Source organism: Ramlibacter sp. (assembly GCF_050250995.1).
In the GTDB taxonomy this organism is placed as follows: domain Bacteria; phylum Pseudomonadota; class Gammaproteobacteria; order Burkholderiales; family Burkholderiaceae_C; genus Ramlibacter.
The window spans coordinates 18,075-36,923 of sequence record NZ_JBFWNP010000051.1; the positions used below are offsets into that span (position 1 = coordinate 18,075).

Below are 18,849 nucleotides of genomic sequence, written 5' to 3' on the forward strand. Positions count from 1 at the left end.
GATGCCCACGACCTCGCACGACGACACGCTGCAGGACATCTTCGCCCTGATCGGGCGCATTCTCATCGCCTACCTGTTCATCCCCGCGGGCTGGGCCAAGATCGGCGGCTTCGCCGGCACGGTGGGCTACATCGCGTCGCAGGGCGTGCCGCTGCCCCAGGTGGCCGCCGCCCTCGCCATCGCCGCCGAACTGGGCCTCGGCCTGCTGATCCTGGTCGGCTGGCAGACCCGCTGGGCTGCCCTGGGCCTCGCCATCTTCGTGGCCGTCATCACGCCGATCTTCCACGCCTACTGGGCCGTGCCGGAAGCGCAGCAGATGATGCAGAAGCAGGCGTTCGGCAAGAACCTCGCCATCGTCGGCGGCCTGCTCGTCCTGTCGGCGTTCGGCGCGGGTCGCCTGAGCGTCGCAGGCCGCCGGGTCTAGGCTGGGCCGCGCCATGCTGCTCCTCTCCAGCCACGAGAAGGACCTGGGCGGCGGCTTCGTCGTGCGCCGCTCGCTGCCGGCGGCCGACCGGCGCAGCGTCGGGCCGTTCATCTTCTTCGACCACTTCGGTCCGGTGAACGAACTGCCCGGCGCGAACCACGACGTGCGGCCGCATCCGCACGTCGGCCTGGCGACGGTGACCTACCTGTTCGAGGGCGCGATGATGCACCGCGACAGCCTCGGCACGCGGCAGCTCATCGAGCCCGGCGCGATCAACTGGATGACGGCCGGCCGCGGCATCGTGCATTCCGAACGCCGCCCCGAGCACTTGCGCGATCGCGCCTTCGTCAACCATGGCCTGCAGCTGTGGACGGCCTTGCCGCTCGCGCACGAGGAGACCGAGCCCGCGTTTTCGCACACGCCCGCCGCGGACATTCCGCAGGTGCGCGTGGGCCAGGCGCAGGTGCGCGTGCTGGTGGGCGAGGCGTTCGGCGCGCGTTCGCCGGTGAAGGCGCTGTCGCCGACGCTGTACCTCGACATCGCGCTGCCCGCGGGCGCGGCGATCGCGCTGCCGCCGCTGGCCGAGGAGATCGCGTTCTACGCGGTGGAGGGCGAATTCGCCATCGACGCCAAGCCGGTGCCCGTGCGCACGATGGCCGTCGTCGATGCCGGGCCGCTCACGCTCGAGGCGAAGACGGCGACGCGCGTCGCGGTGATCGGCGGCGCGGCGCTCGAAGTGCCGCGCTTCATGTGGTGGAACTTCGTGTCGAGCCGCAAGGCGCGCGTGGTGCAGGCGGGCGAAGACTGGAAGGCGCAGCGCATGGGGCAGGTGCCGGACGAAACCGAGTTCATCCCCCTGCCGCCCACGCCCTTCACGCCGCCGGAGCCGCGCTCCTGATCCACGTCATTCCCGCGAAGGCGGGAATCCAGGGCTCCCGAGTCAAGGCGTCTCCGGTTCCGCGCCGACGCGGGGACGACGCGCCGCGTCGAGCGTCTCGCGCTCGTCGAACACGAAGCACTCGCCCGCGAAGTGCGCGCCGCCGGCGTACTCGAAATATTTCAGGATGCCGCCGTCGAGCTGCCACACGTCGCGCAGGCCGGCCTCGCGCATGTAGATCGCCGCCTTCTCGCAGCGAATGCCGCCGGTGCAGAAGCTCACCACGGTCTTGCCCTGCAGCTCCGCCGCATGCGCTCGCAGGGCCGCCGGAAAGTCGCTGAACCTGCCCAGGCGCCAGTCCACCGCGCCCTCGAACGTCCCGTAGTCGACCTCGAACGCATTGCGCGTGTCGAGCATCACCACCTCGCGCCCCTCGTCGTCGCGCCCGCGATCGAGCCAGCGCTTCGCCGTGGCGGCGTCGATGGCCGGCGCACGCCCCGCGGCGGGCCGGATCGCGGGGTGGTCCATACGGATGATCTCGCGCTTGACCTTCACGCGCAGGCGGCGGAACGGGGGCCGTGCCGACCAGCTCTCCTTCGCTTCGAGGCCGCGGAAACGCGTGTCCGCGCGCAGCCAGTCCATGAACGAGCGCAAGGGATCTTCCGCGCCCGCGAGAAAGAGGTTGATGCCTTCCTCGGCGAGCAGCACGGTGCCCAGGAGGCCGTGGCGCTGCGCCTCGGAGAAAAGGCTGTCTCGCAACTCGCGCGCGTCCGCGATGCGAACGAAACGGTACGCCGCGAGGTTGAGGGTGGTGTCCATGGAACGAAGCGGTTCCGGGTGTCCGATACTATGGCCCGGAGGTGGTGAAAGAGATGGCGTGGCGACTGTGGGCGATTATCGTGTGGGCGGCGTGCGGTCTCGGCACCGCGTGGGCCGCACCGCCGACGTTTCACGTCACACCCGAGTCGCGGCCCCTCAACCTCGCGGCCTGGATCGATGCCACCCGCGCGACCATCGCGGCGCCCGACGCGCCGATGGATCCGGACGCGATGTGGGCCTTGCCCGACGGCACGCGCAATCCCAACGCCGAGGCGTGGGAGTTGACCGGCGGCGAGCGCTGGATCGGCCGCGCCACGGTCATCGGCGTGCGCGAAGGCCAGGACTACGTGTTCCAGGTCCCGATGCCGCAGGTCGATCATGCTCATCTGTGGTGGCGCATCGGCCGGGGCGAGTGGCAGCACGCCCGCGCCGGCGACCGCGTGCCCTTGTCGCAGTGGCCCTTCGCGAATCCGTTTCCGGCCTTTTCCATCGACGTCGGCGCCGACCCGGTCGACGTCATCCTCACGGTCGAGAACGCGGCCTACCTGAGGGTGCCGGTCACGCTGATGCCGGACCCGCAGTTCCGCGAGAACCTGGTGCAGCGCGCGAACCTGTCGGGGATGATCATGGGCCTGGGCGCGATGGTCACACTCGTGTGCCTGCTCGGCGCGCTCGCCTACCGCGAGCGCTCGCACTGGGTGCTGGCGGGCGTGTCGGCCTGGGTGCTGCTGAGCGTCGCCGCGAACAATGGATACCTCACGATCTGGTTCACGGGCGACTGGCCGGCCTTCAACGACTGGAGCCGCAGCATCACGGCCGTCATCCTCATCGGGTTCATGGTCCTGCTGTGTACGGAGGCGCTCGACCCGCTGCACCTGAAGCGGCGCGAACGGCTGATCGGCATTGCGGCGCCCCTCGTCGCCGCCGTTTATGCCGTCGTGCAGCTGACGCTCCTGCCGCTCGCGTGGCGGGTGCAGGGCGCGCTGCTGCTCACCGTGATCTTCCTGCTCGCCTGCGGTGCGCTGTGCGCCGTGAACGCATTGCGCGGCGGCCGCCACGTCAGCTGGGTGTCGGGCGCGGTGATCGCATTGCTGTTCGCGCCGGTCGTCGTCGCGGCCGGGCCCGACCAGGTCTCGGGCCTCGACCTGCGCGCCGCGGCCGTCGGCGTCTGCATGTACACGGGCCTGCTGCTGTTTCGCCACACGCTGATGGTGCGCGACCGCTACGGCCGCGACGTGCTGGGCCGCGAAGCCATCGGCACCAGCCGCGACCCGCTGACGGCCTTGTGGTCGTACGAGGGCTTCGAGCAGCGCCATGCCGAAGCCGCGCTGCGCGAGGCGGCGGGGCAGGGCACCGCATCGGTGATGATGCTCGCCGTGCCCGGTCTCGACGAGGCGGCCATCGAGCACGGCAGCACGGTCGCCGAACGCACGCTGGTGCGCTTCGCGGCGCTCCTGCATCGCCTGCTGGGCCAGCGCTGGGCGCTCGCGCGGGTGAGCCGCACGCGCTTCGCGGCCATCAGCCTGCGGCCCATCACGTCGCGCGAACTCGGCGAGGCGGCGACGCAGGTGCTCGCGCACTGCGTGCGCGTGCAGCAGCCCTTCGATCTCGTCGCGACTTTCGACCTGCGCATCGCGTGCAGCCGCAGGCGCCTCGCCGACCTGTCCATGGCCGAGCTGCTGCGCGACATGCGCAACGCGGCGCTGGCACTGAACGGCCGCAAGCGCATCGTGTACATGCAGCCGACGGCGATGTCGTCGCTCGGAAGCATCGGCGCGGAAGTGGAGACGGCCGAGGCCTAGGCTGCGTCATCGCCGTCGTTGCGGCAATGACGGCCTTGTAAAATCGCGGCATGTTCGTTCACCTGCGCCTGCACACCGAATTCTCGGTCGTCGACGGCACCAACCGCATCGACGACATCGTGAAACGGGCCGCGCAGGATGCGCAACCCGCGCTTGCGATCACCGACCTCAACAACCTCTACGGCGCGATCAAGTTCTACAAGGAGGCGCGCGGCAAGGGCGTGAAGCCCCTCGTCGGCTGCGAGCTCATGGTGCAGGGGCTCGGCAATGACCCCGCCGCCATCGGCCGCATCGTCGCGCTCGTGCAGGGCAAGCAGGGCTACCTCAACCTGTGCGAGCTGCTCGCGCGCGGCTGGACGCGCAACGTGGTGAAGGCGCAGGCCGTCGTCACGCTCGCCTGGCTGCAGGAGCTGGGGCAGGGTCTCATCGTGCTGGCCGGCGCGCAGGCCGGGCCGGTGGGCCAGGCGCTGGTGCAGGGCGACGAGGCGCGCGCGCGCGAAGTCGCGCTGGAGCTTGCCGCCGCGTTTCCGCACCGCTTCTACATCGAGCTGCAGCGCGCCGGGCGCAGCGACGACGAAGCGCACGTCGCCGCCGCCGTGCAGCTCGCGGCACGCCTGAACCTGCCGGTGGTGGCGACGCATCCGGTGCAGTTCACGGACGAGGACGACTACGAGGCGCACGAGGCGCGCGTGTGCATCTCCGAGGGCGAGATCCTCGGCAACCAGCGCCGCGTGCGCAAGTTCACGCGCTCGCAGTACTTCAAGTCGGCCGCGGAGATGGAGGCGCTGTTCGCCGACGTGCCGACGGCCGTGGCCAACACGCTGGAGGTCGCCAAGCGCTGCAACCTCACGCTCGAACTCGGCAAGCCGCGGCTGCCGAATTTCCCGACGCCCAACGGCATGCCGATCGAGGAGTACTTCCGCTTCGCATCGCACGAGGGGCTGCGGGAGCGGCTGGTCCGCCTCTACCCCGACGAGGCGGAGCGCGAGCGGCAGCGGCCGCGCTACGAGGAACGGCTGGAGTTCGAGATCGGCACCATCCTCAAGATGGGCTTCCCCGGCTACTTCCTGATCGTCGGCGATTTCATCAACTGGGCGAAAGCCAACGGCTGCCCGGTGGGCCCGGGCCGCGGCTCGGGTGCGGGCTCGCTCGTCGCCTACGCGCTGAAGATCACGGACCTCGATCCGCTCGCCTACAACCTGCTGTTCGAGCGCTTCCTGAATCCCGAGCGCGTGTCGATGCCCGACTTCGACATCGACTTCTGCCAGGGCAACCGCGACCGCGTGATCGAGTACGTGAAGGAGAAGTACGGCCGCGAGGCGGTGAGCCAGATCGCCACCTTCGGCACGATGGCCGCTCGCGCGGCGGTGCGCGACGTGGGCCGCGTGCTCGACATGAGCTACACGTTCTGCGACGGCATCAGCAAGCTCATCCCGAACAAGCCCGGCACGCACATCACCATCGCCGAGGCGCTGAAGCAGGAGCCGATCCTGGCCGAGCGCTACGAGCGGGAGGACGAAGTCCGCACGCTGCTCGACCTCGCGCAGAAGCTGGAGGGCATGACGCGCAACGTCGGCATGCACGCGGGCGGCGTGCTCATCGCGCCGGGCAAGCTGACCGACTTCACGCCGCTGTACCAGCAGCCCGGCAGCGACTCCGCGGTGAGCCAGTACGACAAGGACGACGTGGAAGCGGCCGGCCTGGTGAAGTTCGACTTCCTGGGCCTCGCCACGCTCACGATCCTCGAACTCGCGCGCAAGTTCATCGCGTCGCGGCACCAGGGGCAGGAGGGTTTCACCTTCGACGACGTCCCGCTCGACGATGCGCGCACCTACCGGCTCTTCACCGACGGCAAGACCGAGGCCGTGTTCCAGTTCGAATCGCGCGGCATGCAGGGCATGTTGCGCGACGCGAAGCCCACGCGCCTCGAAGACCTGATCGCGCTGAACGCGCTGTACCGTCCCGGCCCGATGGACCTGATCCCGAGCTTCGTCGCGCGCAAGCACGGCCGCGAAGTGGTGGAGTATCCGCATCCGCTGGTGGAACCCGTGCTCTCCGAGACCTACGGGATCATGGTCTACCAGGAGCAGGTGATGCAGACCGCGCAGGTGCTGGGCGGCTACTCGCTCGGCGGCGCGGACCTGCTGCGCCGCGCGATGGGCAAGAAGAAGGCCGAGGAGATGGCCCAGCACCGCGAGATCTTCCGCGCGGGCGCCGCCAAGCAGGACATCCCCGCGGACAAGGCCGACGAGATCTTCGACCTGATGGAGAAGTTCGCGGGCTACGGCTTCAACAAGTCGCATGCCGCCGCCTACTCGCTTCTCGCTTATCACACGGCGTGGCTGAAGGTTCATTACACGGCGGAGTTCTTCTGCGCCAACATGACCGTCGAAATGGACAACACCGACAAGCTGAAGGTGCTGTTCGAGGATGCGCGGAAGAATTTCGGCCTGCAGTTCGAGCCGCCGGACGTGAACCGCGGCACGTATCGTTTCGAGCCCGTGTCGGACAAGGTGATCCGCTACGGGCTCGGTGCCGTGAAGGGCACGGGGCAGATGGCGATCGAAGCCATCGTGGCGGCGCGCGAGGCCGACGGTGCGTTCAAGTCCCTGTATGACTTCTGCTGCCGCGTGGACCGCACGCGCATCAACAAGCGCACGGTGGAGGCGCTGGTCAAGGCCGGCGCCTTCGATGCGCTGCATCTCAACCGGGCCGCGCTCGTCGCCTCCATCGACCGCGCGTTCGACTTCGCGAACACGCAGGCCGCGAACGCCAACCAGGGCGGGCTGTTCGACATGGGCGATTCGCATGCGGCGAGCACGCAGGAGCCGGAGCTCGTCGATGCGATGCCCTGGGGCGTGAAGGAGCGGCTGTCGTTCGAGAAGACCGCCATCGGCTTCTACCTGTCCGGGCACCTGTTCGACGAAGTCGAGCTCGAGGTGCGCCGGTTTGCCAAGCGCAGGATCGAGGAACTGGTCGACACGCGCGAGCCGCTGCTGCTCGCGGGCATCGTCGGCGACTGGCGCGTGATCAATGGCCAGCGCGGCAAGCTCGCGCTCTTCAAGCTCGACGACAAGACCGAGACCATCGACGCAACCTGCGACGAGGCGACGTTCTCGCCGCACCGCAACTGGATCAAGGACGACGAGCTGATCGTGGTGATGGCGAAGCTGCAGCCGGACCGGTTCTCGGGCGGCTTCCGGCTGAACGTGCAGCAGATCTGGGACCTGGCGACGGCGCGCTGCCGCTTCGGCAAGTATCTGCGCGTGGCGGTGAACGGGACGTCGCCGGACATCGGACGCCTGATCCGCGATTTCCCGGCGAAGCGGGAGATGAGCGAGCAGGGCGAACTGGTGCGTGGGTTGCCGGTGCGGCTGTTCGTGCATCGCGAGCGCGCGGTGGCCGAATTGCAGCTGGGCGAGCAGGCGAAGTTTTTTCCGAGCGATGCGGCGTTGGCAAGCTGGATGGCGCAGGCGGACAAGGGGGCTGCGCAGGTGGTGTACGAGTAGAGTAGGTCAGTCCTTCGGCCTGAACTCCAGGATGACCGTCGACGGCACGCGGCCGTCGGTGTCGCGCGGCAGCGTCTCCGTCTTGTCCAGCGCACGAAGCACGGCGTCGTCCCATGCGCGCATGCCGCTGGAACGCACCACGCGCTTGCCGACGATCGTGCCGTCGGGCGCCAGGCGCACTTCGATTTCAGCCTTCGGATTACCGGCCACGTCGTCCGAGAACACGATGTTCGGCTTCACGCGCGCGCGCACCCGACCGGCCCAGCTGGCGGACGGCCCGCTCGACTGCGTGGCATTGCCCGTGGCGGTGGGCGCACCCGTCGCGCCCGCCATGCCCTGAATCCTGCGCAGGTTTTCCTCGCGCAGTTGGGCGACCCGACGCTGGTCCTGTTCTTCCTTGCGCTTCTTCGCGGCTTCTTCCTTGCGACGGGCCTCGGCGAGCTGGCGCTTTTCCTCCTGCCGCTTCTCCTCGGCCTCGCGTTTCTGTTGCGCGAGTTTTTCGCGCCGCTCCTGTTCGCGCTTCTGCGCGAGCTTTTCCTGCGCCAGCTTCTCGCGCCGCTCGCGCTCCCGCTCGGCCGCTTCCTGGCGCGCGGCCTCGGCGGCCTTGCGCTTCTTTTCCTGCTCCTCCGCGATGTCGGCGTCGCGCTGCTGCGGCGGCTCGGGCGCGCGGACCGCAGGGGGCGCGGGCGGTGGCGGGGGCGCGGGGACCGGCGGCGGGGGCGGCGGCGCAGGCGCGGGCGGCGGGGGCGGCGGCGTCACTTCCTTCGGCGCGGCCGCCTGCGGCACGCTGCTCCACAGCTCGGCCTCGGCCGCGACTTCCTGCGTCTCCCGCTTCCACTGCAGGCCGCTCGCGAGCATGGCGACCAAAGCCGCATGCGCGAGCACGGCGAGCGTGGCCGAACGCAGGAAGCCCGGTTGCGATGGCGGCTCGAATTCGGAGCGTTCCGCGGCGGCGTGGATCGGCATCGACGGCCCGGGACTACTTGGCAAGCTGAACGGACAGGCCGACGCGCTGCACGCCCGCCTTGTTCAGCGCGTCCATCACCTTCACCACCGCTTCGTACTTCACGTTCCGGTCCGCGCTGATGACGACGGCGGTGGCGCCGGGCGGCTGGCCGACCTGGATGCGCGTGATCTCGGCCACGATCCGGTCGAGCGGCATGGCAATGGCGTCGTCCTTGCCCTTGATCGCGAGCGATTCGTCGCGCTGCACGATGACCTGCACCATCTGCTTGGGCGGCTCCTTCGCCTTGCCGACCGAGGGCAGGTCGATCATGCTCGGCGCGATCAGCGGCGCGGTCACCATGAAGATGATGAGCAGCACCAGCATGACGTCGATGAACGGGACCATGTTGATCTCGTTGATGGTCCGGCGGCCCCGGCCGCGGCCTGCGACGGCGGGCATGTCAGTGTCCCGATGCCGTCGTGGCCTGATGCACCGCCTGCGCGCCCAGGTTGCGCTGCAGGATGTTGGAGAACTCCTCGATGAAGGTCTCCAGCTTGATGGCCACGCGGTCGATGTCGCGGGCGAAGCGGTTGTAGGCGACGACGGCGGGGATCGCGGCGAACAGGCCGATGGCGGTCGCCACCAGCGCCTCGGCGATGCCCGGCGCCACGGTGGCCAGCGTCACCTGCTGCAGGCTCGCGAGGCCGGTGAACGCATGCATGATGCCCCACACGGTGCCAAACAGGCCGACGTACGGAGAGACGGAACCGACGGAGGCGAGAAACGAGAGATTGCTCTCGATCGCATCGAGCTCGCGCTGGTACGACGCGCGCATCGCACGGCGCGCGCCGTCGAGCAGCGTGCCCGCGTCCGAGATGCGCCGCTCGCGCAGCTTCTGGTATTCGCGCATGCCGGACGCGAAGATGCGCTCCATTGGCCCGGCCAGCTTCGCGTTCTGGGCGGCGGCGGCGAACAGGTCGTTCAGGCTCGTGCCCGACCAGAACTCGCGCTCGAACTCGTCGTTGAGCGACTTCACGCGGCCGAGCGCGAACAACTTGCGGAAGATCGCGGCCCAGCTCGTGATGGACACCACGACGAGCAGCGCCATCACCAGCTGCACGACGAGGCTCGCGCCCAGCACCAGTTGCAGGATCGAGAGGTCTTGGCTCATGTCGTCATTTCGAATTTGAAAGTGCGTCGAGGATCATGGCTGGCATTCTCCCCGGCTTTAGCGTGGCGGCGTCGACCCATCCGATGCGGATCTCGCCCTCGCAGAGTACGGCGCCATCGTACGCCAGCGCCTGTTGCGCGATTATGAGAGACGCGCGCCCTGCGGATTCGAGCGTGGCGGTAACGAGAAGTTCATCGTCCAGCCGCGCCGGGCGCAGATAGCGCACCGAGGTCGCGCCGACGACGAAGATGCCGCCCGTCTCCTCGCGCAGCCTGCTCTGCGCGATGCCGAGCGAGCGCAGCCACTCGGTGCGCGCGCGCTCGAAGAACTTGAGGTAGTTGGCGTAGAAGACGATGCCGCCCGCGTCGGTGTCCTCCCAGTACACGCGCACGCGGTGGCGAAAGCTCATTGCGGCCGCGTCAGTGCAGCAAGCCGGCGAGCCGCGAGGCCGCTTCCTGCAGGTGCGCCATCGAGTTGGCGGTGGAGAAACGCACGAAGCGCGAGGTCTGCGCATGCCCGAAGTCGCGCCCGGGCGTCACGGCGACGTGCGCGCGCTTCATCACTTCGAAGGCGAAGTCCCAGCTGCCCTGCACGCCGAGCTTCTCGCAGGCCTGCGTGCAATCGGCCCAGGCGTAGAAGGCGCCGTCGGGCATGACGGGGACGCGCAGGCCCATGTCGTTCAAGGCGGGGATGAACATGTCGCGCCGCGCCCTGAACTCGAGCCGGCGCCGCTCGTACTCTGCGATCGACTCCGCCTCGAAGCAGGCGAGGGCGGCATGCTGCGCCACCGTGCTCGGGCAGATGAAGAGGTTCTGCGCGAGGCGCTCCAGCACCGGCACCAGCGCATCGGGCGCGACGATCCAGCCCAGGCGCCAGCCCGTCATGCTGAAATATTTCGAGAAGCTGTTGATGCTGATGACGTTCTCGTCGATGGCGAGCCCGGTGTGGCCGAAGGTTTCGTCGTACGAGAGGCCGAGGTAGATCTCGTCGAGCAGCGTGATGCCGCCGCGGTCCTGCACCCGTGCGTGGATCCTGCGCAGCTCGTCGGGATGGATCGACGTGCCCGTCGGATTGGACGGCGAGGCCAGCAGCACGCCGCGCGTCGCATCGGTCCAGTGTTCCTCCACCTTCGCCGCGCTCAGCTGGTAGCGCTCGGCGGCCGTCGTCGGCACGAGCACGGCCCGGCCTTCGGCCACGCTCACGAACTGGCGGTTGCACGGATAGCTCGGGTCCGGCATCAGGATCTCGTCGCCGGACTCGATCAGCGCGAGGCACGCGAGCTGCAGCGCAGCCGATGCGCCCGCCGTGACGACGATGCGGCGCGCGGGAACGTGGATGCCGAAGCGTTCGGCATACCAGTTTGCGATACGTTCGCGCAGATCGTCGAGGCCCAGCGCATGCGTGTACTGCGTGCGCCCGTCGCGCACCGCACGGGCCGCGGCCTCCTGCACCAACGGTGGCGCGGAAAAATCGGGCTCGCCGATGTTCAGGAAGACCATCGGCCGGTCGCCGTGCGCATGTTCGCGCGCGAGCTGCGCCGCCGCCTTGCCGACCTCCATCACGTAGAAGGGCTCGATGCGTTCGGCGCGCCGCGCGAATCTCATGGGCGCGCCTTGCCGCTCGCGCGGTCCGCCTCGACCTCGACGGGGCGCAACTGGACCGCCAGGCCGTTGAGCACCGCGTTCACGTACTTGTGGCCGTCGGTGCCGCCGAACTCCTTGGCGAGTTCGATGCATTCGTTGAGCACGACGCGCCAGGGAACATCGGGCGCATGCAGGAATTCGTAGGCGCCGATCCAGACGATGGCGTGCTCGATCGGCGAAAGCTCGGTGAGCTTGCGGTCGAGCAGCGGCTCGATCAGCGCGTCGAGCGCCGCGGCTTCCTTCACGCAGCCGTGCAGCAGCGCGTCGTAATGCACCGAGTCCGCCTTGTGGAAGCCGGACAGCCCGCGCGTGAACTGGTCGATGGACTCGGCGTCCTGCCGGCCCACGAGGTACTGGTAGAGCGCCTGCAGCGCGAATTCGCGCGCGCGGCTGCGCGGGGGCTTGGCGGCCGTCTTGCGCGGTGCCGGGGGAGCTTTCGCCATCAGAGCCGCTCGAGCAGGTTGGCCATCTCGACGGCCACGCGCGCCGCGTCCCGGCCCTTGTCGACCTGGCGGGCGATGGCCTGCTCGAGGTTCTCGGTCGTGAGGATCGCGTTGGCGATGGGCAGGTGATAGTCGAGCCCGATGCGCGTCACGCCCGCCGCCGATTCGTTGGCGACCAGCTCGAAGTGGTAGGTCTCGCCGCGGATGATGCAGCCGAGCGCCACGAGCGCGTCGTAGCCGCCCTTTTCGGCCATGGCCTGCAAGGCCACGGGCACCTCGAGCGCGCCGGGGACGAACACGTGGTCGATCTCCTTGTCCGCGACGCCGAGCGCGACGAGTTCGGCGCGGCACGCCTGCGCGAGCGCGTTGGTGATGCTCTCGTTGAAGCGGGCCTGCACGATGCCGATGACGAGGTCCTTGCCATCCAGACGGTCGGCCTCGCCTTTTTCTGCGCCAAACATGGGAATTCCTTGGGGGTTGCTTCAGTTCGTGGAGCGGGGCGCGACGTAGCCCGCGACTTCGAGGCCGTAGCCCGCCGCCATGCTGGGCATGCGGCGCGGCGCGCCGAGCACCTGCATGCGCTGCACGCCGCTTTCGCGCAGGATCTGCACGCCGATGCCGTAGGTGCGCAGGTCCATGCGGCCGCGCTCGGGCGCGTGCGAGGGCTGCGCGGTGCCGTCGAACTGCGCGAGCAGCTGCTGCGCGCTCTCGCCGCAATTGAGCAGCACAGCGACGCCCTTGCCGGCGTCGGCGATGTACTTCAGGCTCGCGTCGAGGCTCCAGCTGTGCAGGGGCCGCGCGACCTCCAGCGCGTCGAGCACCGACAGCGGCTCGTGAACGCGCACGGGCACGGTGTCGTCGGCGCTCCACTGTCCCTTGACCAGCGAGAGGTGCAGGCCCGCGCTCGGCTTGTCGCGCCAGGCGTGGGCGATGAATTCGCCGTACGCAGTCACCAGCGGCCGCGTGCCGATCTTCTCGACCAGGCTTTCATTGCGCGAGCGGTACTCGATGAGGTCCGCGATCGTGCCGATCTTGAGGCCGTGCTCGGCCGCGAAGGTCTGCAGGTCGGGCAGGCGGGCCATCGTGCCGTCGTCCTTCATCACCTCGCAGATCACGGCGGCGGGGGTGAGCCCCGCCATCGCTGCAAGGTCGCAGCCCGCCTCGGTGTGGCCGGCGCGCATGAGCACGCCGCCGTCGACGGCCTGCAGCGGGAAGATGTGGCCGGGCTGCACGAGGTCGGCGGCCTGCGCGTTGCGCGCGACGGCGGCCTGCACCGTGCGCGCGCGGTCGGCGGCGGAGATGCCGGTGGTGACGCCTTCGGCCGCCTCGATCGAGACGGTGAAGGCCGTGCCCATCTTCGTGCCGTTGCGCGCGACCATGGGCGGAAGGCGAAGGCGCTCGCAGCTCTCCCGCGTGAGCGTGAGGCAGATGAGGCCGCGGCCGTAGCGGGCCATGAAGTTGATGGCCTCGGGCGTGACGTGTTCGGCGGCCAGTACGAGGTCGCCTTCGTTCTCGCGGTCTTCCTCGTCGACGAGGATGACGATGCGGCCGGCGCGCAGCTCGGCGACGATTTCTTCGGTGGGGGAAATGGGTGCGGTCATGAAGGGGCCCTGGCGGGCTTCGTCGCGGGCGCGGCGGTCAGCATCCGTTCGACGTAGCGAGCAATGAGGTCGATCTCGAGGTTGACGGCGCTGCCCTCGCGCAAGGCGCCGAGCGCGGTGTTGTCGACCGTGTGGGGGATGAGGTTGATGGCGATCTCGCTGCCGTCCTCGCGATCGTCCACCGTGTTGACGGTGAGGCTCACGCCGTTGACGGTGATCGAGCCCTTGTAGGCGAGGTACTTGCCGATGGCGGCGGGCGCGAGGATGCGAAGCTCCCAGCTTTCGCCGACCTGCTGCATGCGCGTGACGCGGCCGACGCCGTCGACGTGGCCGGAGACGATGTGGCCGCCCAGGCGGTCCTGCGGGCGCAGCGCCTTTTCGAGGTTGACCTGACCGGCTTCGGCGAGTCCGGCGGTCTTCGACAACGATTCGACGGAGATGTCGATGGTGAACTGCGAGGCGGCGGCGTCGAAGGTCGTGACGGTCATGCAGGCGCCATTGAGCGCAATGCTGTCGCCCAGGCCGACGTCACCCAGGTAGCCGGCCGGCGCTTCGATGGTGAGCCTCTTGCCGTGCTGCAAGGAACTGCCGAGGTCGTGGACGGCGACGATGCGCCCCACGCCGGTAATGATGCCGGTGAACATAGGCCTGCATTTTCGCAGGGTTTGCCGGAGGGGCCCGGTGGCGGGTCATCCGTGCCGGTCGGCCACGCAGTTCGGGCGTCCCGTCCGGCGGGGCGATCAGAAGTCCAGGCGTCCGCGCAGCACGGCAACGACGCGCAAGTCGGCACCCACGCGAGCGACGTCGCGGAATTCCAGATCGAGCGCTTCGGACAGCGCCTGCAACGGCCCGAGGCTCGTCATGCCGCGGCCCACGCCGATGAGCTTCGGCGCGAGATAGACCAGCAGTTCGTCGACGAGTCCCTCGCGCAGCAGCGAACCATTGAGCTTGTGGCCGGCCTCGACGTGGACTTCGTTCACTTCCTGCGCGGCGAGATCGCGCAGCATCGCGGCGAGGTCGACCTTGCCGCCTTCGCCCGCGAGCCGTGTCACCGTCGCGCCGCGCGCTTCGAGGGACGCCTGCCGCTCGCCATCGTCGACCGCACAGTAGATCGCGAGCGGGCGGCCCGGGACGAAGATCGCGGCGTCGGTGGGCGTCTGGAGACGGCTGTCCACGACGATGGCGGGCGGCTGACGAGGCGTGGGCGCGAGGCGCACGTCGAGTCGGGGGTCGTCTTCGAGTACCGTGCCGATGCCGGTGAGCACGCGGTCGGCCCGCGCGCGCCACGCATGGCCATCCGCGCGCGCGGCCTCGCCGGTGATCCACTGGCTCACGCCGTTCTCGAGCGCGGTCTGCCCGTCGAGCGAGGCCGCGATCTTCATTCGGACCCACGGCGTGCCGCGCACCATGCGCCTGAAGAAGCCGATATTGAGTTCGCGCGCTTCTTCCGCCCCCGGGCCGACGACGACCTCCACGCCGGCCGCGCGCAGCCGTGCGAAGCCCTGGCCCGCGACGCGCGGATTCGGGTCTTCGAGCGAAGCGACGACGCGTGCGATGCCCGCCGCGACGAGCGCATCGCAGCATGGCCCCGTGCGGCCGTGATGCGAACAGGGCTCCAGCGTCACGTAGGCGGTCGCACCGCGCACGTCGTGGCCGCGCGCCGACGCGTCGCGCAGCGCCATGATTTCGGCATGCGCCTGGCCGGCCGGCTGCGTCGCGCCTTCGCCGAGGACCGTGCGGCCATCGGCCGCGACGAGCACGCAGCCGACGCGTGGATTCGGGCCGGTGCGGCCGATGGACGACTCGGCGAGGGTCAAAGCGCGGGCGATGAAATCGTTGGGTTCGGGTGGCATGGGGCGGGCTCAGCGCCTCACGTTCGAGAATTCGACCTCGAGGCGGATGCGCGAGCGTACCGCTTCGCCATCGACCCTGCCCGGCGTGAAAGGCACGGGCTCGAAACTGTCGGCGATGGCGCGCTCGAAAGCGGGGTGGACACCGGGTGTCTCGATGCGGACGCGGCGCACCTTGCCGGTTTCGTCGATGAAGAGGGTGAATTCGACGCGCAGGTCCACCACGCCCTTCAGTTCTTCGGGAGAACGAACGTCGACGATCGTGGTTGGCGCGGGCGGCGTTTCGAGGCGGCTGCGGGGGACGTAGGCATCGAACTCGTCGCCGATGCCCATGCGGGACTCGGACGTCGTCGTCGGGCCGGGCGGCGCGGTTCGCACATCGCCTGGCGCCACGGGATCAGGCGGGCGCGGGGCGGCCGGCGTCGGTGGGGACGCCTGTGCCGCCTGCGCGAGCGGCGCGGCGGACGCCGTGGGCGGTGCCGGCGCGATGAGCGTCGCGCTCAGCACCCGTTCGACCTGAGGGACGCGCGGCGCCCGGGCCCGGACCTCGGCAAGCGCGGAAAGCAGCATGGCGTGCGCGGAGAGTGCGCCGGCGAGCGCGGCGCCCCAGCGGCGCGCCGCAGCCGCGTCAATCGGCCAGCTCACGCCACGAGGTGCGCCACGGCACGGAGCCTGCGGAAACCGGGTTGTTCTTTTCCGTGTCGAGCTTCGCGTCGCTGCGGGTGATGATGGTTTCGGTGCTGCCGTCGCGCAGCTGGACCACGGTCAGGCCTTGCACGAGCACGCCGGTCATGGCGTAGCCCGCATGGGTCTCGCCGGCAGCCGCCGAGCCGGTATTGATGTTGAGGTTGTAGATGTACGACGTGCCGCCCACGGAGCACGCCTCGGCGTTCGGCTGGTTGGAGCCGATGGTGAGCGTGTTCAGCACGAGTTCCGGATCGACGTTGACGCGTTCGCCCGAGGCGGGAAAGTCGGCGCGCCAGCCGGCCTGCGTTCCCCAGTTGACGGTATTGTTGGTAGCGCTGCGCACGTCGTTGGCGCCGATGGTGAACGTCTGTTGCACGAAGGCCGGGTTCGTCCTCGCGACGCCCCAGCTCGTGGTCGTCAGCGGATCCTTGATGGCGTAGACCGACTGCGTGCTCGTGTCGGACAGGTCGCCGATGCCGAGGTAGCGCCCGGTGGCGAAATACACGACGGGGTAACGCGTCCCGTTGTAGATGACCTCCGCGACGACGGGCGTCGTCGTGATCGGCTGGGCGCCGCCCGAGGTATTCGTGAGCTGCGCGAGGCGCATGGACTGCCCGTGGGGCTGCACGGCGTTGTCGATGTCGAAGCGCCAGGCGTTGCCGAGCAGGTCGCCGCCATAGAAGCGACGCACGGTGTTGTTCGATTCGCTGTCCACCCAGTGCACGATCTTCGTCAGCCCGCTGGGCGTGGTGGTGTTGCCCACCGCGACGTTCGCCACCTGGGTCGGAATGGCAAGAATCTGGGCGCCGGTGTAGGCATTGAGGACGAAGAGATAGCCGTTGCCGTCGCCGGGGCTCACGTTGTTGTAGCCGGAACCGAACGCCACGATCCAGGTGCCGTCCGCCCGCTTGGTGATCACCGGATGGCCGTACGTCAAGCCGAGGTTGTCCGCCGAGAACTCCCACAGCACCTTCGGCTCCGTCGGCACCGTGACGTCGAGCGCATAGTACCCGCGGCCGCCCTTGCCGAGTCCGCCGACGACGATGGTTCGCCACTGGCCGCCGGCGTAGATGTCCGCCACCTGCGGCGAGCTGTCCACGAAATAGGTGTGGTTGTTGGTGAACCCCGTGTCGGCGAGCTTGTAGAGATTGGGCAGCGCGAAGGTGGGGATGTACGCCCACAGCTCCTCGCCCGTGGTGCGCGAGAAGGCGTGCACCATGCCGTCGTTGGCGGCCGCGACGACGAGGCCCTGGCGGTTCGCATTGGCGGTCGCGAACGCCGCATAGTTGTTCTCCGTGTACGTGTACGCGGGTTTGCCCACGAACAGCGGCGCCGCGTTGATGATGTCGCCCAGCTTGCTTTCGCGGGCGCGGTAGTACGACTTCTCTTCGCCGCGAAGGTACGCAACAAGGTTCGCGGCCGTGTTCGCGTTCGTCGGATCGACCAGCAACGCGCATTGCTCGGGCGCGCCCGTTCCGCCCGCGGCGGTCTTGCTGCAGAAGTTCGTGAAATGGCTCGCGTAGCCGTCCGTCGCGAGGTTGGCGGCGGTGAACGCGCGCGGCGTCTGCGACAGGTTCGGATTGCGGTAGTAGATGGTGCGCGCGGCGGCGCTCTTCGTCGCCAGCTGTGCCGAGGCGGACCAGGTCGGCGTGGTCGAGATGACACCGGAGTCCGGATCGATCGTGTACGAGATCACGTCGCCGATCCACTTCTGCGTGGTGAACTGTGCCGTGAACACGTCGTTGTCGCCGGGCACCGGTCGCAATGTGCTGGTGGATGCCGCGGAGGCGGAACCCACCTTCGCTTCGATGTTGCTGAGGGCGCTCGTCAGCGAGGTCAGCAGGGACGCCGGGTCGCTCGCGCTGAAGAACTGGCCGCGCCCGTTCACGGCGGCGTGCCAGAGGTCGTCGAGGGCTTCCGGCTTGTCGGCCACCGGCGTCGGCCAGTTCTTGGCGCCGCTCAGGATGTCGTAGAAGTCGCCCGACAGCTGGTTCATGTAGTTCGGGTCGAAGCGCAAGCGTCCGCTCAGGCCCATGCCCAGCGTGAAAGTCGTCATGTGCTGGTGCGTGGCGGAGTCGCCGAACGAACGCGCGGCGTCGCCCTTGCTTCCGGGCACGTTGTTCGTGCAGACCGAGACGCCCGAGATCGCGCCGTCGCAGTTGCCGAGCTCCGGCGTCCGCAGATCCGTCTCGTAGTAGTACATGGCGACGTCCGCGAGCGAATTGGCCGTCGAGGTGGCGCTGGCGGACTGCCCGTCGTACATCGGCCGCTTCGTCGTGCCGCCGTCCTGCTGTCCCACGAGGTCGGTGTTGTTCAGCTTGTAGGGGCCGTACCGGGGGGACGAGGTACTTTCGCCGCCGGTGTTCCAGTACCCGTCGGTCGACAGGATCGTGAAGTTGCGCTGGCACGAGTACTGCATCGGATCGTTGCTGCCCTGGTTGCGCGCTTTCCGCGCGAAGTACTGGCCGGCCTTCGACAGGGCGCCGCGCAGCGGCGTCGACGAATTCGGGTTCGCCGTGTTGAGCTTGGTGTAGAAGCTGCTCTTCTGGCTCGAATCGAAATCCCGGATGTGCAGGAAGTCGTCGTCCTCCGCGGCTTCCTCCTTCGAAATCGTGCTGTAGCCGATGCGGTAGCGGTTGTCGATGCCCTTGAAGGCGAGGCTCGCTGACGTCTTCATCATCTGCATCCGGGTCTGGTAGTACGTGACCCAGTTGGCGTAGTTCTGCGCTTGCGGGGAGGCTTCGGTGAGCGTCACCCGGGTGAATTTGCTGGAGCCGGGCGACGAGCCGATGGCGCTGTTGCACTCCTTGTAGAAGTCGGTGGTCGTGATGACGGAGCCGCTCGAGTTGTAGGTGTAGTCCAGTCGCGTCTGCGAGCCGGTGTAGACGTAGTAGTCCGTCTGCGTCACCCAGCCGTAGCCGACGATGGGCGTGCCCATCGTGCCGCTGCCGACGACCGCGCCGCCGGTCAGGCTGATCGTGAGGTTTCCGGTGCTGCGGGTCCAGTCCGTGACCTTGCCGGAAATCCACCGGGTGGGGTCGCCGCTCTGATAGATCGTGACCTTGGTGTCGTGCTTG

The 18,849-nt window shown here is 68.9% G+C and carries 17 protein-coding genes; 4 read left to right on the top strand and 13 right to left on the bottom strand.

The genetic code is table 11. From position 1 onward, the window contains the following. Position 1: 1 nt before the first annotated feature. Both AB7E83_RS23090 and AB7E83_RS23095 read left to right on the top strand, forming a co-directional pair. Positions 2-424 carry a DoxX family protein gene (locus AB7E83_RS23090; protein WP_428573191.1) on the top strand — a complete coding sequence of 141 codons (423 nt, stop codon included), beginning with the start codon at positions 2-4 and terminating at the stop codon, positions 422-424. A gap of 13 nt (positions 425-437) precedes the next feature. Continuing rightward, positions 438-1,322 (top strand): pirin family protein, encoded by an 885-nt coding sequence (locus AB7E83_RS23095; RefSeq protein WP_428573175.1) that lies wholly within the window; start codon positions 438-440, stop codon positions 1,320-1,322. Positions 1,323-1,364: 42 nt separating this feature from the next. Here AB7E83_RS23095 and AB7E83_RS23100 read toward each other — a convergent pair whose 3' ends face one another. Further along, positions 1,365-2,120 (bottom strand): sulfurtransferase, encoded by a 756-nt coding sequence (locus AB7E83_RS23100; protein WP_428573176.1) that lies wholly within the window; start codon positions 2,118-2,120, stop codon positions 1,365-1,367. Positions 2,121-2,161: 41 nt separating this feature from the next. Here AB7E83_RS23100 and AB7E83_RS23105 point away from each other — a divergent pair, with 41 nt between their 5' ends. Then, a complete protein-coding gene (locus tag AB7E83_RS23105) occupies positions 2,162-3,922 on the top strand; it encodes a 7TM-DISM domain-containing protein (RefSeq protein ID WP_428573177.1) in 1,761 nt (586 codons plus the stop codon). Positions 3,923-3,972: 50 nt separating this feature from the next. Further along, entirely contained in the window at positions 3,973-7,431 is a 3,459-nt protein-coding gene (dnaE, locus tag AB7E83_RS23110) for a DNA polymerase III subunit alpha (RefSeq protein ID WP_428573178.1), read from the top strand. A gap of 6 nt (positions 7,432-7,437) precedes the next feature. Here the strand turns inward: dnaE and tolA are convergent, their stop codons facing one another. From tolA to AB7E83_RS23170, 12 genes are all read right to left on the bottom strand, one after another. Then, positions 7,438-8,397, bottom strand: coding sequence for a cell envelope integrity protein TolA (gene tolA / locus AB7E83_RS23115; protein WP_428573179.1), 960 nt, complete (start codon positions 8,395-8,397; stop codon positions 7,438-7,440). Between the two features lie 13 nt (positions 8,398-8,410). Further along, the gene (locus AB7E83_RS23120; RefSeq protein WP_428573180.1) at positions 8,411-8,836 is read right to left on the bottom strand and encodes a biopolymer transporter ExbD; all 426 of its coding nucleotides are present in this window, start codon (positions 8,834-8,836) and stop codon (positions 8,411-8,413) included. Between the two features lies 1 nt (position 8,837). After that, positions 8,838-9,548, bottom strand: coding sequence for a protein TolQ (gene tolQ, locus AB7E83_RS23125; protein ID WP_428573181.1), 711 nt, complete (start codon positions 9,546-9,548; stop codon positions 8,838-8,840). Positions 9,549-9,552: 4 nt separating this feature from the next. Then, a complete protein-coding gene (ybgC, locus tag AB7E83_RS23130) occupies positions 9,553-9,957 on the bottom strand; it encodes a tol-pal system-associated acyl-CoA thioesterase (RefSeq protein WP_428573182.1) in 405 nt (134 codons plus the stop codon). 10 nt (positions 9,958-9,967) lie between these two features. Next, positions 9,968-11,152, bottom strand: a complete 1,185-nt coding sequence (locus AB7E83_RS23135; RefSeq protein WP_428573183.1) for a pyridoxal phosphate-dependent aminotransferase — start codon at positions 11,150-11,152, stop codon at positions 9,968-9,970. Then, positions 11,149-11,634 carry a transcription antitermination factor NusB gene (gene nusB, locus AB7E83_RS23140; protein WP_428573184.1) on the bottom strand — a complete coding sequence of 162 codons (486 nt, stop codon included), beginning with the start codon at positions 11,632-11,634 and terminating at the stop codon, positions 11,149-11,151. The genes AB7E83_RS23135 and nusB overlap by 4 nt, the downstream gene beginning before the upstream one ends. Next, a complete protein-coding gene (ribH, locus tag AB7E83_RS23145) occupies positions 11,634-12,095 on the bottom strand; it encodes a 6,7-dimethyl-8-ribityllumazine synthase (RefSeq protein WP_428573185.1) in 462 nt (153 codons plus the stop codon). Before ribH ends, nusB begins: the two co-directional genes overlap by 1 nt. Positions 12,096-12,116: 21 nt before the next feature. Then, positions 12,117-13,235: a bifunctional 3,4-dihydroxy-2-butanone-4-phosphate synthase/GTP cyclohydrolase II gene (gene ribBA, locus AB7E83_RS23150; protein WP_428573186.1), complete on the bottom strand. Its 1,119-nt coding sequence runs from the start codon at positions 13,233-13,235 to the stop codon at positions 12,117-12,119. Further along, a complete protein-coding gene (locus AB7E83_RS23155; RefSeq protein WP_428573187.1) occupies positions 13,232-13,879 on the bottom strand; it encodes a riboflavin synthase in 648 nt (215 codons plus the stop codon). The genes ribBA and AB7E83_RS23155 overlap by 4 nt, the downstream gene beginning before the upstream one ends. A 96-nt stretch (positions 13,880-13,975) precedes the next feature. Then, positions 13,976-15,088, bottom strand: a complete 1,113-nt coding sequence (gene ribD / locus AB7E83_RS23160; protein WP_428573188.1) for a bifunctional diaminohydroxyphosphoribosylaminopyrimidine deaminase/5-amino-6-(5-phosphoribosylamino)uracil reductase RibD — start codon at positions 15,086-15,088, stop codon at positions 13,976-13,978. A gap of 9 nt (positions 15,089-15,097) precedes the next feature. Continuing rightward, positions 15,098-15,730 carry an energy transducer TonB gene (locus tag AB7E83_RS23165; protein ID WP_428573189.1) on the bottom strand — a complete coding sequence of 211 codons (633 nt, stop codon included), beginning with the start codon at positions 15,728-15,730 and terminating at the stop codon, positions 15,098-15,100. Further along, on the bottom strand, positions 15,714-18,849 hold a 3,136-nt coding region (locus tag AB7E83_RS23170; protein ID WP_428573190.1), incomplete at its 5' end, for a pilus assembly protein. The genes AB7E83_RS23165 and AB7E83_RS23170, both read right to left, overlap by 17 nt.